The following is a 20,187-nucleotide window of genomic DNA, read 5'->3' on the forward strand; positions in this document are numbered from 1 at the left end:
GGGGAGGAGCTTGTAGCGTTCGCATCGCACGGCTAACCCCGGCCCATGACCATATCCCGTATCCTGATCGTCGCCGGTTCCGATTCCGGCGGGGGCGCCGGTATCCAGGCGGATATCAAGACCGCGACGATGCTGGGCGCCCATGCGATGACGGCGATCACGGCGGTCACCGCGCAGAACACGCTGGGCGTCGATGCGGTCCACCCGATCCCGACCGACATGGTGATGGCGCAGATCGATGCGGTCGTGCGCGATATCGGCGTCGATGCGGTGAAGATCGGGATGATCGGATCGGCGCGCACCGCCCACGCGCTGGCCGACCGGTTGCGCGACCTGCCAGGCGTCCCGGTGGTGTTCGATCCGGTGATGATCTCGACCAGCGGCGCGCTGCTGGCCGATGAAGCGACGGTCGCGGCGTTCGAGCGGTTGATGGCGGTGGCTACCGTCGCAACGCCAAACCTGCCCGAACTGGCCGCACTAGGGGGCGTCGGCGAGGTGCTGTCGCGCGGTTGCGCCGTGCTGGAAAAGGGCGGCCATGGTGAGGGCGAGGTGCTGGTCGACCGGCTGCACCAGCGCGGAAGCGGCGCGGCCCCGCGGGTCGAATGGTCGTCCCCGCGTATCGACGGCATGGCGACGCACGGCACCGGCTGCACCCTGTCGACCGCGATCGCGTGCGAACTGGCCAAGGAATGGACGCTGGTCGAGGCGATCGGCCGGGCGCGCAGCTTCGTGCGGATCGCGATGCTGGATGCCGAGGAACTGGGGCGCGGCGCGGGGCCGATGGCGCAGCAGGGCGTCCGGCTCGACCTGAACCAGTCGCGCTGGTCGCCGATGCTGAACCAGGTGACCGTGCCGGCAACCGACGTCCCGGCCAGCGAGCATTTCTACCGCCTGCTCGGCCTCAAGGCGATCGTCCGCTCCAGTCGCCGCTATGCCCGGTTCGAGAGCGAGGGCGGTGCGACCTTCTCGATCGAGATGACCGAGGAGCGCAAGGTCCCGGCTGTCTATTTCGAGGTCGGCGACCTGAACGTCGTGGTCCCTTATCTGAAGGGGCAGGGGCTGTCCTTTGCGCAGGAGCCGATCGACCGGCCATGGGGCTGGCGCGAGGCGCGGCTGTTCGATCCGGCGGGCAACGAAGTGTGTCTGTATCAGGCGGGCGAGATGCGGCGCTTCCCGCCGTGGCGCATCGCCGATGCCTGATTTCAGCCACGAGGCTCGCCATGCCGGGCCGGTGGCGGGGGTGGACGAGGCGGGGCGCGGACCGCTCGCCGGGCCGGTGGTCGCCGCCGCCGTGATCCTCGACCGCGATTGCGTGCCGGACGGGTTGAACGATTCCAAGCAGTTGAGTGCGAAACGGCGCGCGGCGCTGCATGGCCAGCTGCTGGAATGCGCGACGGTCGGTGTCGGGATCGCCAGCGTCGAGGAGATCGACCGGCTGAACATCCTGTGGGCGACGATGCTGGCAATGGAGCGTGCGGTCGACGCGCTGGGGATCGCGCCGGCCATGGTGCTGGTCGATGGCAATCGCTGCCCGAACTGGCGCTATCCGAGCGTCGCGGTGGTCGGTGGTGACGCGATCAGCCTGTCGATCGCCGCCGCGTCGATCGTCGCCAAGGAGACGCGCGATGCGATGATGGTCGATGCGGACCGGGCCTATCCCGGCTATGGCTGGGCGTCGAACAAGGGCTATGGCGCGAAGGTGCATATGGAGGGGTTGCGCACGCTGGGCGTGACGCCGCTGCACCGGCGAAGCTTCGCGCCGGTCGCGAAAGCACTGCTTCGTTAAATTCCTTGCCGGTGCGGAGGGGATTTGCGGTGAGTTGAGTGCTACCAGATATGGAGTCCGTGCCGGCACCGGGAACTCAATATCTGCCCTGTCCCGACTCGATTCGTCGTCGCAACGAATCTGCCTCTTCACCAGAGTCAAGCATTTCCGCTTGACCGCGACTCGTGGATTCCGCGAGATGGCGGCAATGCAAGGGGAATGACGACGATGGTGGCAGTGAAAACCCGGCGGAAAAGGGCGACGACGACCAAGACGGTTGCGTTGCCGCTCGACCGGATCCTGATGGACGATTGCATCGAAGCGATGCGGTCGCTGCCGGCCAAGTCGATCGACTGTATCTTTGCCGACCCGCCCTATAATCTACAGCTGGGTGGCGACCTGTTGCGGCCCGATGGCAGCCAGGTCGATGCGGTCGACGACGACTGGGACAAGTTCGACAGTTTCGCCGCCTATGACCGCTTCACCAAGGCGTGGCTGAAGGAAGCACGCCGCATCCTGAAGCCCGACGGCACGCTCTGGGTCATCGGCAGCTACCACAATATCTACCGCGTCGGGTCGATCGTGCAGGACCAGGGGTTCTGGATCCTGAACGATATCGTGTGGCGCAAGTCGAACCCGATGCCGAACTTCAAGGGCACGCGCTTCACCAATGCGCATGAGACCATGATCTGGGCGTCGATGGGGGAGAAGGCGCGCTACACCTTCAACTATCGCCAGATGAAGACGCTGAACGACGAATTGCAGATGCGGTCGGACTGGGAATTCCCGATCTGCGGCGGGCAGGAGCGGCTGCGCAAGGACGGGACGAAGGTCCATCCGACCCAGAAGCCCGAGGCACTGCTGTACCGGGTGCTGCTGGCGTCGACCAAGCCGGGCGATGTCGTGCTCGACCCGTTCTTCGGCACCGGCACGACCGGCGCGGTCGCCAAGCGGCTGGGGCGGCACTTCATCGGGATCGAACGCGACGCGACCTATGTCGAGGCGGCGACCGCACGGATTGAGGCGGCGCTGCCGCTGGATGAATCGGCGATCCGCGCGATGCGGGCGCCGACCAAGCCGCCGCGCGTGGCGTTCGGCGTGCTGGTCGAAAACGGCCTGTTGCCGCCGGGGTCGGTGGTGACGGACAGCAAGCGGCGCTTCCGCGCGACGGTGCTGGCCGACGGGTCGCTGCTGTCCGATTGCGGGGCGGCGGGGTCGATCCACAAGCTGGGGTCGACGCTGCAGAACGCGCCGTCGTGCAATGGCTGGACCTTCTGGCATACCGAAGGGGCGAAGGGGCTGGTGCAGATCGATGCGCTGCGCCAGCAATGGCTGCTCGCGACCCAGCCCTGATGTACCTTCGCCCGGTCCGCTTCGTCGATACGCCGGTCGGGCTGCCCGATGGCAGTGTCGCGCGGCTGGCGGGGGGGATGCTGTGGTTCGCGGCCTATGAGGTGCGCAACCGGGCCGGGTTGCGCGTCACGGTGCCGGTCGAGCGCATTGACGCGTGGGTCGCCACCCTGTCGGCGGACGGTGCCGATCGGGCGCGGCTGCTCCATGAGCGGATCACGAGCGCCCGTCCGCCGCTGACGCTGGGCGAGCGGGTGGTGCGGTTCGATCAGCCGCAGGTGATGGGGATACTCAACGTCACGCCCGACAGTTTTTCGGATGGCGGCGCTCATGTCGGCGATCCGGCGGGCGCGGCAGCAGCGGGCGTCGCGATGGCGGCGGCAGGCGCGGCGCTGATCGACCTGGGCGGTGAGTCCACCAAGCCCGGTGCCGCCACCGTGTGGGAAGGCGACGAGATCGCGCGCGTCGTGCCGGTGGCCGAGCGGCTGGCGGCGGCCGGGGTTGCGGTGTCGGTCGACACGCGCAAGGCGGCGGTGATGGACGCGGCGCTGAACGCCGGGGCGCAGATCGTCAACGACGTCGCGGCGCTGGCGTACGACCCGCGCGCGATCGCCGTGGTCGCGGCGAGCGGGTGTCCGGTGGTGCTGATGCATTCGCCCGCGCCCGCGCAGGGGCCGCATGGGGGGGAGGGCTATGGCGATCCGCTGCTCGACGTGTTCGACTGGCTGGAGGCGCGGGTCGAGGCGGTGGTCGCGGGCGGAGTCGACCGGGCGAAGATCGTGGTCGATCCGGGCATCGGCTTTGGCAAGGCGCTGTCGGACAATCTGGCGTTGGTGAACGGGCTGGCGCTGTTCCACGGGCTGGGGTGCCCGGTGCTGCTGGGGGCTAGTCGCAAGCGGATCATCGGTGCGCTGTCGAACGAGGCACCGGCGGACCAGCGGCTGGGCGGGTCGGTCGCGCTGGCGCTGGCCGGGGTCGAGCGCGGGGCGCAGATCGTGCGGGTGCATGACGTGGCGGAGACGGTGCAGGCGATCCGCGTGTGGCGGGGCTTGCGGGATGCGGCGTTGGTGGCGGGGTAGGCGACACTCGTCACGCCCGCGCAGGCGGGAGTCCATACACGCAACTGCGCCGGCTTGATCGAAATGCTGGCGGCTATGGATTCCCGCCTTCGCGGGAATGACGACCATAGCCGTTTCGGGAGGTGGGGAAGCCGGTGGATCAACCCGCTGCCCATCCGCTATAGCGCCCGCCATGGTTCGCGTATTCCTGTTCCTCGCCGCGCTGTCGGCGCTGTTCGCCGGTCCGGCGCTTGCCCAGCAGAACGGGTTCGATCTCGACGGACCGGAAGTCGCGGTCAGCGTCACGCGGGGCGAGGTCGAACTGCCGGTCGCGACGGTGCCGTCGCTCAGGGGCGGAGACCGGCTGACCGCCCGCGCGCTGCTGCCGGCGGACCAGTCGGCACGCTACCTGCTGGTCGTCGCGTTCCTGCGCGGGGCGACCAATCCGCCGCCCAAGAACTGGTTCTTCTCGGTCGAGACCTGGAAGCCGAAGAAGGACGTGCTGACCGTCACCGTGCCGGAGGGTGCGGAACAGGCGATCCTGTTCCTTGCGCCCGAAGCCGGCGGTGGCTTTTCCGCCGTCCGTGGCGCGGTGCGCGGGCGGCCGGGCGTGTTCGTCCGCGCGGCACAGGACTTGTACCAGGCATCGCTCGACCGGCAGCGATTGGACGCGTTCGTGGGAGCCATCGGACGGATCGGCGACGCCGCGCCCGAACGACTGGCCACCGCCGCACCGGTGCTGGCCGAGGCGCTCCGCATCAAACTCAATGCCGACTGCCTGCTGAAGCAGCGCGCACTGCAGGCCGCGTGCCTGACACAGCAGCGCGACGCATTGGTGTTGCAGGCGCAGCGCGGTGCGACGCTGACGGAGACGCTGACCGGTGCGCCGGTCGACATCGCGTACCGCGTGGCGGCGACGCGCGAGGGCGGGGCGGGCTATTACAGCCCCTATATCGGGCTGGCACGCGACCTTGCCCGGTTGTTCGGTGCGTTTCGCAGCGCGCAATATCAGTACCTTCCGGCTCTGGCGCTGGGGCAGGGCAAGGCGATCCACCTGCAACTCAACAGCGCGCCGTCGTTCCAGAACCCGCGATCGGTGCTGGTCGCGCCGTTGCCGCCGATCGGCGACGCGCCGCCGCCTCTGTGGCGGTCGGCCGCACAGGGGGCGCTGTGCCTTGCCAAGCCCGATCTCGTGCTGCCGTTGGACGATGCGGCGCTGTTGTTCGCGACCGATTATGCCCGCGACCTGACGCTGAAGGTCACGGCGGCGGATGGCGAGGTGTCGCTGCTGAAGCTGACCCCGGATGCCGAACGCGGCGGGCTGGTGCTGGGCGGTGGGGCTGCGGTCGCCGGGCCGATCCGTGACGCGGTGGTTCAGGGCAACTGGGGCTTCGACCGGTTCAGCGGGCCGCGCGTGCCGGCGCAGATCGACGGACCCGGCGCATGGACTCCGCAGCCCGATGCGAACGTGATCGTCGGGCGCGATCATCCACTGGTGCTGCGCGGCGGGGCATCAGCCTGCGTGTCCGGGCTGACGCTGCGCGATGCGGGGGGGTTGAGCCGGTCGCTCAGCTGGAAGGCGGCGGGCGCGGACGGGATCGAAGCGACCTTGCCGCTGGGCAAGACGCGACCGGGGCCGCTGACGCTGACGGTCGTGCGCCACGGGGCGGTCGCCCCGGATCAGATCGCGCTGACCGGGCGGGCGGAGCCGAGCCGGCTCGACCGGTTCACCGTCCATCGGGGGGACAAGGACGGCGTGCTGGAGGGCGCGCGGCTGGATCAGGTGGCCGGACTGACGCTGGGCGGCACCCGCTTTGCCGCCGGCGCGCTGACGCGGGTCGGCGAGGGTGACCGGCTGGTCCTGACAACCGACGCGCCGCTGGGTGAGATGGCCGATACGACCGCCAGCGTGCAACTGCGTGACGGGCGCAGCGCCAGCGTACCCGCGACGGTCGCGCCGGCGCGGCCGGTGGTGCAGTTACTCGACCGGCGGGTGGCGTATGACCCGCCGGCTGGCGCGCGACCGATCGAACTGCCCGACGGGCTGGTGCCGACGACCGCCACCTTGACCTTCTCGGCAAGGATCGCGGACGGGGTGCGTGGGGCAGAGGACGGGATCGAGATCGCGGCGGGCGCTGCGACCAAGCGGCTGACCATCGCGTCGGGCGCGGTGCAGCGGGTCGGTGACGATGTGCTGGTGACGAGCATCGCGCCGCAGGCTGCGTTCGGGCCGGCCGTGTCGGGCGACCTGCGCGTCCGGGCGTGGCGCGGCGGTGCGGCGGGCGACTGGCAGACGCTGGCGAGGCTGGTGCGGCTGCCGGTGCTGACCGGAATCGAGTGTCGCGACAGCTGCACCGTGACCGGCCGCGACCTGTTCCTGATCGCGGCGATCGGGACGTCCCGCGACATGGCCGGGGCGGTCACGCTGCCCGGCGGGTTCGTCGGCACGTCGGTTTCGGTCCCGCGCGGCAGCGACGGGACGCTCTACCTCAAGCTCCACGATGCCGGCGACGCAGTGCTGCGGGTGAAGTGACCCGCCCGGATCACCGCGCCGCGGGCTGGCTCATCGAATAGGGCGCGGCGGCGGGGCCGGTCGCCCAGGCCTTGTTCGGGGTCGGCCCCATCACGAAGCGCAGCGTGCCGCCGGCCATGATCTCGTCCTGCGAAATCCAGGTGCGATCCAGCTTGCGCCCGTTGAGCGTCGCCGACTGGATATAGACATTGGCCGCGCTGTTGCCCGGCGCCTCGACCACGAAACGCCTGCCGTTTTCGAGCGCCATTTCGCTGCGGCGGAACAGCGGCGATCCGATGACATACTGGTTCGCGCCGGGGGTGACCGGATAGAATCCCAGCGCGCTGAACACATACCATGCCGAGGTCTGACCGTTATCCTCGTCGCCCGGATAGCCGTCGGGCTGCGCGGCATAGAGGCGGCGCATGACGTTGCGAACGTGCCACTGGGTTTTCCATGGCGCGCCGGCATAGTCGTAGAGATAGATCATATGCTGGATCGGCTGGTTGCCATGGGCGTAATTGCCCATGTTCACGATCTGCATCTCGCGGATTTCGTGGATGACCTGCCCGTAATAGCTTTCGTCGAACTTGGGCGGGCTGTCGAATACTTGGTCGATCTTGGCAACGAAGGCACGGTCGCCGCCCATCAGGTCGATCAGGCCGCGTACGTCCTGAAATACCGACCAGCTGTAATGCATCGAATTGCCTTCCGTGAAGGCATCGCCCCATTTCAGCGGGTTGAACGGCGTCTGGAACGTCCCGTCCTGATTCCGGCCGCGCATCCAGCCGACCGTCGGGTCGAACAGCTTGCGATAATTCTGCGCCCGTGCGCGGAACATCGCGGCGTCGTCCTTCTTGCCCAATGCTTCCGCCAGCCGCGCGATGGTGAAATCGGCATAGGCATATTCGAGGGAACGGGCGGCGTTCTCCTTGATGCCGACGTCATAGGGGACGTAGCCGAGGCGGTTGTAATATTCGACGCCTTCACGCCCGACCGCGCTGATCGTCTTGCCCTCCGCCGATTTGGGACGGCCGACGCTGGTCGTCGCGTTCTTCTTGATCGCCTCGTACAGCGTTTCGATGTCGTAGCCGCGAATGCCCTTCAGATACGCATCGGCGATGTTCACTGCCGAGTTCGACCCGATCATCACGTCGCGGTGGCCGGGGCTGGCCCATTCGGGCAGCCAGCCCGATTCACGATAGGTGTTGGCCAACCCCTCCATGATTTCGCCATCGAGCTTGCGCTCCATGATCGTGAATAGCGGAAATACGGCGCGGAAGGTGTCCCAGAAGCCGTTGTCGGTGAACATGGGTCCGGGAAGAACTTTCCCGTTATACGGGCTGTAATGGACCATCCGCCCCGCGCGATCATATTCGTGGAAGCGCCGGGGAAAGAGCTGCGTGCGGTAGAGCGCGGAATAGAAGGTGCGGACATTGTCGAGGTCGGGATCGTCGACCTTGTAGCGGCCCATCAGTGCGGACCATGCGGCGCGGGCCTTGGCCCTGGTCGTGTCGAAATCGTCGCGACCGAGTTCGCGGTCGAGGTTCAGCTGCGCCTGCTCCGCGCTGATGAAGGAGGAGGCGACGCGGACGTTCACCTGTTCGCCCTTGCGCGTGCGGAACCCGACCAGCGCACCGACGCGCTTGCCCTGCGCCTGCGTGACGCCGCTCTGGCGCTTGAAGCCGTCGCCGATCGTGTCGGCGACGGTGAAGTCGTGGTCGAATTCCAGCACGAACCAGTTGCGGAAATTGGCAGGCACGCCGCCGCTGTTGTTGCTGGCATAGCCGATGATGCGGCGCTGTTTCGGCAGGATCGTGACCGCCGACCCCTTGTCGAACGCGTCGAGCAGGATCCAGCTCTGGTCGCTGTCAGGGAAGGTGAAGCGGAACTGCGCGGCGCGTTCGGTCGGGGCGATTTCGACGGTGGTGTCATAATCGGCGAGATAGGCGCTGTAATAATAGGGGTGGGCCACCTCCGCCTTGTGCGAGAACCACGACGCGCGATCGGCCTCGGCCAGTTTCGGCGCGCCGGTCATCGCCATCAGCGAGAAGGCGCCATAGTCGTTCATCCACGGGCTGGGCTGATGGGTCTGTTTGAACCCCCACAGCTTGGTGTCGCGATAGCGGTACGCCCAGCCGTCGCCGGCCTTGTTGGTGGTCGGCGTCCAGAAATTCATGCCCCAGGGCAGCGCGATCGCCGGATAGGTGTTGCCGTAGGACAGCTCATAGGTCGAATCGGTGCCCATCAGCGGGTTGACCAGATCGACCGGATCGGCACGCCGTTCCTGCGCGATGCCCGGCGTCACGGCCGAAAGGATCAGCGCCATTGCAGTGGCGGTGGCGGTCAGGCGGGGCAGGGCCATGCGGCGGTCCTCTCTCAACGGGTCGGCAGGTGGTGGCGGGCGCGGTCCCAGAAGGACGCGTCGAAGGTGCGAGCGGCGCCGAGGATCGCGGCGCGTTCGGTATCGGGATGGACCGCGATATGGGTGGCGGGCAGGTGCCGGCGGAGCGCCGGGCCGAACAGGTCGAACGCGCCGCAGATGCGACCGCCGAGCATCACGGTTCCGGCACCGAAGCACTCGACCCAAGGCGAGAGGATAGTGCCGAGATTGTCGCCATAATCGGCGAAGATCGTGACGGCGGTTCCGTTACCGGCGCGGGCCGCTTCGGCGGCGGCGACGACCGTGGCGATACCGTCCAGCCGCCGGGCGATACGCGCGGTCAGCCAGCGGGCGGAGACATGGTCGTCGGCGATGCCCTCGCGAAAGGGCAGGTGCCATAGCGAACCATGCGGCGGTACGTCGTCGCCATCGATCGCGGGAATGCCGTCGCGCAGGAACGCCGACCCCAGCCCGGTGCCGAGCGTTACGCCGACGACGTTGCCCCGTACCGGAACCGCTCCGATCGCAAAGGCGGTGGCGTCGTTGAGGAAGCGGATCGGGCGGGGATGGCGCAGCGCTTCGGTCAGTGCCTGTGCGACGTCGACGCCGTACAGCGCGGTGAACTTTGCGTTGCCCGCGAAATGGGCGATACCGGCGGCATAGTCGAACGGGCCAGGCATGGCGATCCCGATGCCTGCTACCCGTTCGGGGCCGGCATGGTCGGTGACCGCGTCGATCGCCCCGGCCCATGCCGCGATCAGCGTGGCGCGTTCATCCGCCGGGGTGCAGGCGACGTGACGATAGCTGTCGGGGACGAGCGCGCCTTGTGTGACCGCAGCGGCTGCGACGTGATGCCCGCCAATGTCGACTCCGACGATCATCGGCATCCGCCCTCCCTGTCCGACGCGACGGATTTGTCATCGCCTGTATCGGCCGTGTAATCCATTACATCGGCCAAAACCAAGCTTAATTTGGCGGTGCGCTGCTTTGGCGGACGATCAGTTCGTGAGGGAGAATATGGACCGTGTCGTCATCGCCCTTGCCCTCGATCCGGTCGATCAGGATTTCGCAGGCCTTGGCGCCCATCGCTTCGGCAGGCTGGGCGATGGTGGTCAGCGAGGGGGTGGAATGGGCGGCGAAGCTGATATCGTCGAAGCCGGTGATGGCGAGGTCGTGCGGCACGCGCAGCCCGTGCGCGGTCGCCGCCTGGATCGCGCCGATCGCCATTTCGTCGTTCATGCTGAAGATTGCGGTCGGTCGGTCGGGCAGGGCAAGAAACTCGTTGGCCGCCGCCTGTCCCGACCCCATCGACCAGTCACCGAAGCGCAACAGCGCCGGATCGAACGCGATGCCGGCTGCGTCGAGCGCGGCGCGATAGCCCTTCATCCGGTCGACCGCGTGCGGGTTGGCCGCCGGACCGCTGATCGTGGCGATGCGGCGATGGCCGGCGGCGATCAGATGGTCGGCCATCTCACGGGCCGCACCGGCATTGTCGATGCGAACCGAGGGGGCCTGGGTCAGTTCGCAGCCACAGGCATGGACGATCGGATAGGTCGCCGCCCGTTGCCGCGCGTTGAAGCCGTAATCGGGCGACAGCTGGATCACGCCATCGGCAAGGCGGGTTTCGACCAGCTGTTCATAATGCGCCTCCCGGTCGCGGGAGTCGCGGGTGTCGCCGAGGAACACCGAATAACCGCGCCGCCACGCGATCGATTCGATGCCGGCAGTGACGTTGGCGAAAAAGGGGTTGGCGATGCCGGGCACCAGCACCAGCACCGAAAAGGACCGGTCGGAGCGGAGGTTGCGCGCCAGCAGGTTGGGGCGATAATCGACCGCCTCCACCGCGGCCATCACCCGGGCGCGCGTCGCCTCGGTCACCTTCTCGGGGGTGCGCAGCGTGCGCGACACGGTCGCGGTCGACAGGCCCGCCGCCTTCGCGACATCGATGATACTGCTCATGGCGTGATGCTCCCCGCGCCGGACTCTGCCAAGCGTCGGCCGCGAGTCAAGCGGGCGGGCAGGACGCGGCGATAGCGCGAACGGGTTATGTAATCCATTACATTATTCGCTTGCGGGCTTGCGTCGTGCTGCCTAGGCTTGCGGCCAACGAAGCGGTCCCGACGCGGACCCGGCAAGGGGGGAATGCGGCGTGGCGCCGATCGACGGGCTGATCGTCCTCGCATATCTGGTGGCGACACTGGCGATCGCGCTGAAGGTGCGGGCGCGGGCGGCGGAGAGCATCGACAGCTATTATCTCGGCAACAAGAAGATGCCCTGGTATCTGCTGTGCCTGTCCGATGCGTCCGGCATGTTCGACATTTCGGGGACGATGTGGCTGTCGACCCTGTTGTTCCTGTACGGGATGAAGAGCATCTGGCTGCCATGGCTGTGGCCGGTGTTCAACCAGGTGTTCCTGATGGCGTATCTCGCCGTCTGGCTGCGGCGGTCGAACGTGCGGTCGGGGGCGGAGTGGATATTGTTCCGCTTCGGCGACAATCGCGGCAGCCGGCTGTCGCATCTGTCGGTCGTGCTGTTCTCGGTCATCTGCGTCGTCGGGTTCCTCGTCTATGCGTTCGTCGGCATCGGCAAGTTTATGGAATTGTTCCTGCCATGGGAATCGATCGGCCCGGCGCTTGGGCTGACGCTCAGCCCCGCGCAGGTGCCGGTCGCCTATGCGGTGTTCTTCACGACGCTGGTGACGATCTATGTCGTGCTGGGCGGGTTGCCGGGCATCGTGTGGACCGACGTGCTGCAATTCGGGATCATGACGCTGGCCGCGTTCTTCGTCGCGGGCATGGCGATGACGATGGTGACCCCGGCGCAGATCGCCGCCGCCACGCCCGACGGGTGGATGAGTCCGGGCTTCGGCTGGCATCTGGGACTCGACTGGAGCGCGATCCGGCCGGAGGCGGCGCCGAAGATCGCGGGCGACGGGTACGAACTGTTCACCGCGCTGATGATGATGATGCTGTTCTCCGGCATCCTGAAGAGCGCGGCGGGGCCGGCACCGAGTTACGACATGCAGCGCGTGCTGGCGACGCGATCCCCGCGCGATGCGGCGAAGGTGACCGGCTTCGTTTCGGTCGTGCTGATGCCGATCCGGTACCTGATGATCGCCGGGTTCACCGTGTTGGCGCTGGTGTTCGCCGACCGGCTGGACCTGGCCTCGGGCGGCAAGGTCGATTTCGAGAACCTGCTGCCCGCCGCGATCCAGGCGTTCATGCCCGCGGGTGTGCGCGGGGTCATCGTCACCGGGCTATTGGCGGCGTTCATGGCGACGTTCGCCTCCAGCCTGAATGCCGCGCCGCTCTACATCGTCAACGATGTGTACCGCCGGTACGTCAACCCGCAAGCGTCGCAGCGGCTGCTGGTGCGGTTGAGCTATGCGGTCTCGATCGCGGTCGTGCTGCTGGCGATGGGGATCGGGCTGTTCGTCGCGTCGATCAACGATGCGCTGCAATGGATCGTGTCGGGCCTGTGGGGCGGATACACCGTGTCGAACGTCATCAAATGGTATTGGTGGCGCTTCAACGGCGAGGGCTATTTCGCCGGCATGGTGGCGGGCATCGCCTGTTCGCTCAGCTTCCCGTTCGTGTTCGGCCCGCTGCTGCCGCAGGCGGGGGCGATCCTGCCGCTGTACCTGTTTCCGCTCATCATCCTCGTGTCAGGCGCGGTGGCGATCGGGGCCAGCCTGATGACGAAGCCGACCGATCCGGCGGTATTGCTCGGTTTCTATCGGCAGGTGCGGCCCTGGGGCTTCTGGGGGCCGGTGCAGGCACTGTTGCAGGCGGAGAACCCGGCAGCGCAGCCCAATCGCGAGCTGCCGCGCAACGCCTTCAACATCGTGGTCGGCACGCTGATGCAGACCGCGCTGGTGGCGACGCCGGTGTTCCTGGTGGTCAAGAATTTTGCCGCGATGGCTGCGTGTCTGGTCGTCGTGCTGGTATGCGGAGGGATTTTGTGGCGGACCTGGTATCGGCGACTGGCCGACTGGCCCGAGGATCTGAGCGGCGGGCCGGTGGAGCGCGCGGCGTGAGGCCGTTCGCAGGGGCGATGCTGCTGGCGCTGGCGGTTCCGGCCGTCGCGCAGCAGGCGGACGATCCGGTGGCGTGGGTCGATCCGATGATCGGCACCGATGGCGACGGTCATGTCTTTCCGGGTGCCACACTGCCGTTCGGGATGGTGCAGCTCAGCCCGTCGAACAGCCGCGACGGGTGGAAATGGACCTCGGGCTATCATTACAGCGACACCGTCATCGACGGGTTCGCGCATACCCATATCAGTGGCGCGGGACTGGGCGCGCTGGGCGACATATTGCTGATGCCGACGCGGGTCGCTGGCACGGCGATGGGCGCGCTCGACCGGCCCGGCAGCGGCTATCGCTCGCGCTTCTCGCATGATCGGGAAAAGGCGCAGGCGGGCTATTACCGCGTCCATCTCGACGATGCCGATGTCGATGTCGAGCTGACCGCGACGCTGCGGACCGGCTTCCACCGCTATCGCTTCAACGGGGCGGGCGATCGCTATGTCGTGGTCGATCCGATCCATGCGGTCGGCGACGACCATGCGCTGGAAAGCGGGATCGAGGTGGTGTCGGACCGCGAAATCCGTGGCTGGCGGCGGACCATCGGGTCGTCGGCCGGCGGGCGCACCGTCTACTTCGTGGCGCGCTTCTCGCAACCGTTCGAAACGGCGCAGTTGACCGAAGCCGATCGGCCGGTCGCCGGGCGCAGCGGCACGGGCGCGGCGCGGCGAACCTATGTCCGCTTCGGCAAGGATGTCGGGCAGGTCGAGGTTGCGGTGGCGATCTCCCACGCTTCGGCAGAGGGCGCACTGGCCAATTTCCGGGCGGAGGCGGAGGGCAAGGACTTCGACACGGTGCGCCGCGCGGCGCAGGCGGCGTGGGCACAGCGGCTGTCGGCGATCCGTATCGAGGAGCCGGATGCCGCGAAGAAGCGCATCTTCTACACCGCCAGCTATCATGCCGCGATCGCGCCGAACCTGGTGTCGGACGTGACCGGAGCGTATCGCGTCGAGGGCCGCGTGCTGCGCTCGACCATCCCGCAGTTCAGCAATTTTTCGAACTGGGACACGTACCGCGCGGTCCATCCGCTGCTGACGATCGTCGATCCGGTGAAGGCAGGCGGCATCGTCGCCAGCATGGTGTCGCGCCACCGCGATGCCGGGCTGATCCTGCCCAGCTGGGAAGCGGTCGGGCATGATAACCGGGTGATGATCGGCTATCCGATCGTGTCGATCATCGCCGATGCGGTCATCAAGGGGCTGCCGGGGGTCGATCCGGCCAGCGCCTATGCCGCGATCCGGGCGAGCGCGTTCGACCGGACCAAGCACAGCAACGTCTATGACCTGAACGGCATGGACGGCTATCTGCGCTATGGTTTCGTGCCCGCCGACGTCGCCAGTTCGGTGGCGAAGACGACCGAGCAGAATTACGAGGACTGGACCATCGGGCAGGTCGCGGCGAAGCTTGGCCGGGCCGACGATGCCAGGCTGTTCGTCGAGCGGGCGACCGGGTGGCGGCAATTGTACGATCCGGCCAGTGGCTGGCTGTTGCCGCGGCTGGCCGACGGGCGGTTCGCGCCGATGCGGCGGGACGATTGGGGTGACCTGAACCGCCATTATGTGTCGGGCAATATCTGGGCCTATTCGGCCTATACCCCGCATGACATGGCGGCGGCGATCCGGCTGCATGGTGGGCGGGCGGCCTATGGCAACTGGCTCGACCGGATCTTTCGCGACACGACCCCGATCGGGGGCGAACAGCATGTCGACCTGTCGGGCTTTGTCGGGCGCTATGGTCATGGCGATGAGCCGGGGCACCAGATGCCGTACCTCTTCAACCTCGCCGGACAGCCGGCGCGGACGCAATATTATGTGAACCGCGTGGTGCGCGAAATGTATGCGGACCGGCCCGGCGGATTGGTCAACAATGACGATCTGGGGCAGATGTCGGCCTGGTATGTGTTCAGCACGCTGGGCTTCTATCCGGTCGCGCCGGGTGACCTGACCTATCAGATCGGTGCGCCCTATCACCGCCGGGCGACATTGACGCTGCCCGGCGGGCGGACCTTTACCGTCGAGGCGGAGGGACTGTCGCCGCGTAACATCTATGTGCAGTCGGCGACACTGGACGGACGTCCGCTGACCAAGAGCTATCTGACGCACGCGCAACTGCTGGCGGGCGGTACGCTGCGGTTCGTGATGGGGGCGCAGCCGTCGCGCTGGGGCACCAAGCCGGAGGATGCCAGCCTCGGCGCGTTCGACGACCGGGCGCCGGTGCGGGTCACCCAGCGGGCGCCGTGGGCACCCTATGACCCGGTCGACGATCCGCGTTTCGCGGTGACGCGCGACGTCACGTTGCGCGCTGCGGGTGGCACCATCCGCTATACGCGGGATGGTGGGGAGCCTACGCCGGCTTCCACCCGCTATGCCGCGCCGCTGCGGATCGACCGCGATACCGTCATCCGCGCGGCGGCGTTCGATCCGTCGCTTGGGCGGAGCGTGACGCTGGAGCGGCGCTATGTCCGCAGTCTGCTGAAGGGGCTGGCCCCGGGTTTCCCGCGCATCGCGGTGGCGGAGGACGGCATCGGCTATGGCGCGAAGGACGGCGCGATGCTGATCGACGGCATCACCGGCGGGCAGGCCTATGGCGACAAACGCTGGACCGGGCGGGTCGGCGACATCACCGCGACCATAGACCTCGGCACACCGAAGCCCGCGCGGATGCTGACCATCGGCTATCTCGACGATGCGATGAACGGCATCATGCCGCCGCGCCGGTTCGAGGTGCTGGCCGGTGACGATCCCGCCCGCCTGACCCCGATCGCGACGCGCGACATTGGCGCTTGGCGGGGCGTGACGCGCCAGGTCGAGCGGATCGCCATCCCGCTGCCCGGTCGTCCGTACCGTTATTACCGCGCTCGCGCGGTCGCATGGGGCGACATGCCCGCCTCCCTCAAGCCGCCGGGCAAGCCGGCCTGGCTGTTCCTCGACGAGATCAACCTGCAATGATGCCTGCTACGACCCGCCGCGAACTCGACAGCGGCTGGACCTTTCGCGAGTTCGGGCAAGAGGACTGGCTGCCGGCGCAGGTGCCGGGGTCGAACTTCACCGACCTTTGGCGCGCCGGGCGGATCGAGGACCCGTATTTCGGCGACGCCGAACCGCGCCTGCAATGGATCGAGCGGGCGGACTGGGAATATCGCTGTACCTTCGACGTGACCGCCGAGGAACTTGCGGGCGATAGCGTGGCGCTGGTGTTCGACGGGCTGGACACGCTGTGCGACGTGCGGCTGAACGGTGCGGACCTGTTGTCGAGCGACAACATGTTCCGGTCGCACCGGGTCGAGGTCAAGGACCGGCTGCGTGTCGGTGCCAACGAACTGGCGCTCCATTTCCGCTCGCCCGTCCTGTACGGAGAGGCGCGTCAGGCGGCGGACGGCTTCACCTATCCGGCGGAGAACGACAAGACCGACGCCCATGCCAGCGTTTATGTCCGCAAGGCGCCCTATCATTTTGGCTGGGACTGGGGGCCGAAATATGTGCCGTCGGGCGTGTGGCGGCCGGTGTGGCTCGACGTGGTGCGGCGCGGCCGGATCGTCGACGTGCAGTATCGGATCGAGGCGCTGAGCGAGGCGCAGGCAGTCGTCGCGTTCGATGTCGAGATTGAGGGGGCGGGCGAGGTCGAGATCACATGCGACGTTCCTGGCATCGCACCGGTGCTTGGCGCGACGGAGCGTGCGGTGATCGACAATCCGCGCCTGTGGTGGCCGAATGGCCTCGGCGAGGCGTTCCTATACCCTTTCACCGCGACGCTCCGCGACGATGCCGGTGTCATCGATCGGGCGACGACGCGGGTCGGCCTGCGCACCATCCGCGTGCGCAACGAACCCGACGCGATCGGCGAATGTTTCGAGATCGAGGTCAACGGGCGGCGCACCTTCATGAAGGGCGCGAACTATATCCCATCGGACAGCTTCCTCGAACGGGTGACGCCGGAACGCTACCGCCAGCTCTTCCGCGACGCGGTCGACGCGAACATGAACATGCTGCGGGTGTGGGGCGGCGGGACGTACGAAAGCGACCTGTTCCACGATCTGGCCGACGAACATGGCATCCTGATCTGGCAGGATTTCATGTTCAGCTGCACGCTCTACCCGTCCGACCCGGCGTTTCTGGCGAATGTCGCGCAGGAGGCGCGGCAGCAGATACGGCGGTTGCGGCGGCATCCTTCGCTGGCGCTCTGGTGCGGCAATAACGAGGTGTCGCTGGGCATCGCGCACTGGAACTGGCCGACGACCTTCGGCTACCCGCCCGAACTGTTCGAGCGGCTGGTTGCGGCCAATCGCGACCTGTTCGAACGAGTGCTGCGCGATCTGGTGGCGGAGCATGACCCGGACCGTTTCTACCTGCCGTCCTCCCCGATCGGTTTCTGGAACGATCCTGCCGACGACGCCCGCGGCGACAATCATTACTGGGGCGTGTGGCATGGCGAGGAGCCGCTCAGCGCCTATGCCGAACGGGTGCCGCGCTTCATGAGCGAATATGGGTTCCAGTCCTATCCCGACATCGCCTCGGTCGAACGCTTTACCGATCCGGCCGACCGGGTGGTGGGATCGGCAGTGCTGGCGCTGCACCAGAAGCATCCGCGCGGCGATGCGATCATCGGACGCTTCCTGCGGCACCATTATGGCGAACCCCGCGATTTCGCCGCTTTCTGCACGCTCAGCCAGCTGACCCAGGCGGATGGCCTGCGCATCGCTTTCGAGGCGCATCGCCGGGCGATGCCGCGCTGCATGGGCTCGCTCTACTGGCAGTTCAACGACTGTTTCCCCGCGATCTCGTGGTCGAGCATCGATTATTATGGCCGCTGGAAGGCGTTGCATTATCAGGCGGCACGGTCGTTCGCGCCGCTGATCCTGTCGGCGGAACCGGTCGAGGACGGTTTTGCGATCCATGCCGTGTCGGACCTGCGCGATCCGGTCGAGGGTGAGTTGGTGGTCGAGTTGATCGACTTCGACGGCGCGGTGCGCTGGCGGTCGGTGGAGCAGGTCACGGTCGCTGCCAACACCGCCGCCATCGTGGCGCAGGTGCCGGTGGCGGCCGGCGACGTGCTGGTCAGCCGGATCGTCGGCGCGGCCGGAGACATGGCCCGCGACGTGCGGATGGTAGGCGATGCCACCGCGCGCCGCTTGCCCGATCCGGGGCTGTCGGCGCGGATCGAAGATGGTGCCGTGGTCGTGCGTGCGGACAACTTCGCGCGGGCAGTGAAGATCGTGGTCGATACAGGTAACTTTTCCGACAATTATTTCGACCTGCTGCCGGGTGAGGAACGGCGCCTGACACTGCGCGAAGGGCGACTGGGGGAGGATGCACCGGTCGCGGTTGCCAGTCTGGCGGACTGGATCGCATGAGGGGCGTCGCTGTCGCCGCTGCGCTGCTTGCGTCCGCACCGGCAATGGCGCAGGGCGCGCCGCTATCGCTGACCATCGACGAACTGCTGCGCTGGACCCCGGACGGGGCGACGGCAGACGCCGGCAATGTCGCGCGGGTGGCGAGGGCGCGGCGCTTCATCGCCCGGCCGCTGCGGCGGGGGGCGGCGATCGATCCGAAGGTCCGCGTTCTCTATGCCCCGGACGGGATGAACGATCTGGGCGGGCGGCGGGGGCGATTGGCGCGGTTCAACGGCTATGTCTTCACCCATTGGCCGCAGATCGACACGCTTGCCTGGTTCGCCGGCACGGCGGATCGCGGCGTCAACCTGCCCTCGCGCGACTGGGTGGAGGCGGCGCATCGCAACGGCGTCGAGGTGATCGGCACGCTGTTCTTCGCACCTGTCGCCTGGGGCGGATCGCCGAAGACGGTCGCGTCCGTCCTGCGGCGCGATGCGCAGGGGCATTTCCCGGTGGCACGGCAGCTGGTGCGGATCGCGCAGTTTTACGGCTTCGACGGCTGGTTCGTGAACGCCGAAACCGCCGGTGCCGACGGCGTGGCGATGATCGAGTTCATGGCCGAACTGCGCGCCATCGCGCCGGCGGGCATGACGATCCACTGGTATGACGCGCTGCTGCCCGATGGCCGCGTCCGCTGGCAGAATGCGCTGACCCCGGCCAATGCCCGGTTCCTGCAGGATGGAACGCGGCGCACGGCGGACGCGATGTTCCTCAATTACGACTGGACTAGGGCGGGGCTGGCCGAGGGCGCGGCACTGGCCGAGCGGATGGGGCGCAACCGGTACGACGTGTTCGTCGGTGCCGATCTGTGGCCCGCGCGCGATGCGCAGCCGGCGTTTCGCAATAGCCATTGGCTGGACGCGCTGCGCGAGCGGCCCGGCGGACCGGCGTTCGGATCGATCGCGCTGTTCGCGCCGCATTTCAATTACAGCTGGCCCGGCGACGCCCGCACGCCGCGCTTCAGCAATTTCGACCGCGATGCCGGGGACGTCGCCCGCTTCTACGATGCGGAGCGCCGGTTGTTCGCGGGCGACGGGCGCGATCTGGCGACGGCAGGCGGAGCGGGCTGGCCGGGCGTCGCGTCGCTCGCGCCGACCAGAGGACTGATCCCCGCCTTGCCCTTCGCCACCAGCTTCAACACCGGCCATGGGCGGGTCGAAGCGCGTAAGGGGACCGTGGTCGGCGGGCCGTGGCACGACATGGCCCGACAGGATGCGCTGCCGACATGGCAATTCGCGACGATCGGCACGCGGCAGGTCGTCGTCGACTATGATTTCGACGCACCTTTCGAAGGCGGGTCGTCGCTGCGCATCGCCCCGCAGGGGGCGGGCCGGCGCGCGGAGGTGCCGCTCTACAGCCTGCGACTGAACCAGGCGGTCACGGTGACGGCGATCACGCGGGGTGGGACGGGCTATGCCCTTCGTGTCGGACGGTCGGGTCGGTCGATTGCCGCCAGTAGCGGCTGGCAGCAGACACGCTGGTGCGTGCGACCGGGGACGGGCGACGTGCGCCTGTCGGTCGCGGTACGTCCCGCCGCCCGCCTGCCGCTGAACCTTGGCCAGCTGACGATCGAGGCCGGCTGCAGAAATTAGAAAGACGCTTGACATAATCACCATGCGCGATGCATGTAATCGATTACATCATTA

12 protein-coding genes are annotated in these 20,187 nt (G+C 67.6%); 9 read left to right on the top strand and 3 right to left on the bottom strand.

Features of this window, described 5'->3' with window-relative positions; translation table 11 throughout:
• Positions 1-45: 45 nt before the first annotated feature.
• From thiD to MF609_RS09890, 5 genes are all read left to right on the top strand, one after another.
• Positions 46-1,200, top strand: a complete 1,155-nt coding sequence (gene thiD, locus MF609_RS09870) for a bifunctional hydroxymethylpyrimidine kinase/phosphomethylpyrimidine kinase (RefSeq protein ID WP_242416148.1) — start codon at positions 46-48, stop codon at positions 1,198-1,200.
• Positions 1,193-1,786 carry a ribonuclease HII gene (locus MF609_RS09875; protein WP_242416149.1) on the top strand — a complete coding sequence of 198 codons (594 nt, stop codon included), beginning with the start codon at positions 1,193-1,195 and terminating at the stop codon, positions 1,784-1,786. Before thiD ends, MF609_RS09875 begins: the two co-directional genes overlap by 8 nt.
• Positions 1,787-1,984: 198 nt before the next feature.
• Entirely contained in the window at positions 1,985-3,118 is a 1,134-nt protein-coding gene (locus MF609_RS09880; RefSeq protein WP_419723090.1) for a site-specific DNA-methyltransferase, read from the top strand.
• Positions 3,118-4,194, top strand: a complete 1,077-nt coding sequence (gene folP / locus MF609_RS09885) for a dihydropteroate synthase (RefSeq protein ID WP_242416150.1) — start codon at positions 3,118-3,120, stop codon at positions 4,192-4,194. The genes MF609_RS09880 and folP overlap by 1 nt, the downstream gene beginning before the upstream one ends.
• 172 nt (positions 4,195-4,366) lie before the next feature.
• Positions 4,367-6,706: a hypothetical protein gene (locus MF609_RS09890; protein ID WP_242416151.1), complete on the top strand. Its 2,340-nt coding sequence runs from the start codon at positions 4,367-4,369 to the stop codon at positions 6,704-6,706.
• Positions 6,707-6,716: 10 nt separating this feature from the next.
• Here the strand turns inward: MF609_RS09890 and MF609_RS09895 are convergent, their stop codons facing one another.
• The 3 genes from MF609_RS09895 to MF609_RS09905 all read right to left on the bottom strand — a co-directional run bounded on the left by MF609_RS09895 (position 6,717) and on the right by MF609_RS09905 (position 11,027).
• Complete coding sequence (locus tag MF609_RS09895; protein WP_242416152.1) at positions 6,717-9,050, bottom strand: GH92 family glycosyl hydrolase; 2,334 nt, start codon at positions 9,048-9,050, stop codon at positions 6,717-6,719.
• A 14-nt stretch (positions 9,051-9,064) separates the two neighbouring features.
• Positions 9,065-9,955 carry an ROK family protein gene (locus MF609_RS09900; RefSeq protein ID WP_242416153.1) on the bottom strand — a complete coding sequence of 297 codons (891 nt, stop codon included), beginning with the start codon at positions 9,953-9,955 and terminating at the stop codon, positions 9,065-9,067.
• A 79-nt stretch (positions 9,956-10,034) separates the two neighbouring features.
• Positions 10,035-11,027 carry a LacI family DNA-binding transcriptional regulator gene (locus tag MF609_RS09905; protein WP_242416154.1) on the bottom strand — a complete coding sequence of 331 codons (993 nt, stop codon included), beginning with the start codon at positions 11,025-11,027 and terminating at the stop codon, positions 10,035-10,037.
• A 190-nt stretch (positions 11,028-11,217) separates the two neighbouring features.
• Between MF609_RS09905 and MF609_RS09910 the strand changes: the two genes are divergently transcribed.
• Genes MF609_RS09910 through MF609_RS09925 form a run of 4 tightly spaced genes read left to right on the top strand, consistent with a single transcriptional unit; the run spans position 11,218 to position 20,133 of the window.
• The gene (locus MF609_RS09910; protein ID WP_242416155.1) at positions 11,218-13,104 is read left to right on the top strand and encodes a sodium:solute symporter family protein; all 1,887 of its coding nucleotides are present in this window, start codon (positions 11,218-11,220) and stop codon (positions 13,102-13,104) included.
• Entirely contained in the window at positions 13,101-16,100 is a 3,000-nt protein-coding gene (locus tag MF609_RS09915; protein WP_242416156.1) for a GH92 family glycosyl hydrolase, read from the top strand. Before MF609_RS09910 ends, MF609_RS09915 begins: the two co-directional genes overlap by 4 nt.
• Positions 16,097-18,502 carry a beta-mannosidase gene (locus MF609_RS09920; RefSeq protein WP_242416157.1) on the top strand — a complete coding sequence of 802 codons (2,406 nt, stop codon included), beginning with the start codon at positions 16,097-16,099 and terminating at the stop codon, positions 18,500-18,502. Before MF609_RS09915 ends, MF609_RS09920 begins: the two co-directional genes overlap by 4 nt.
• Positions 18,499-20,133, top strand: coding sequence for an endo-beta-N-acetylglucosaminidase (locus tag MF609_RS09925; RefSeq protein WP_242416158.1), 1,635 nt, complete (start codon positions 18,499-18,501; stop codon positions 20,131-20,133). The genes MF609_RS09920 and MF609_RS09925 overlap by 4 nt, the downstream gene beginning before the upstream one ends.
• The last annotated feature ends 54 nt before the right edge of the window (positions 20,134-20,187 follow it).

The organism is Sphingomonas panni (assembly GCF_022664435.1).
Taxonomy (GTDB): Bacteria; Pseudomonadota; Alphaproteobacteria; order Sphingomonadales; family Sphingomonadaceae; genus Sphingomonas; species Sphingomonas panni.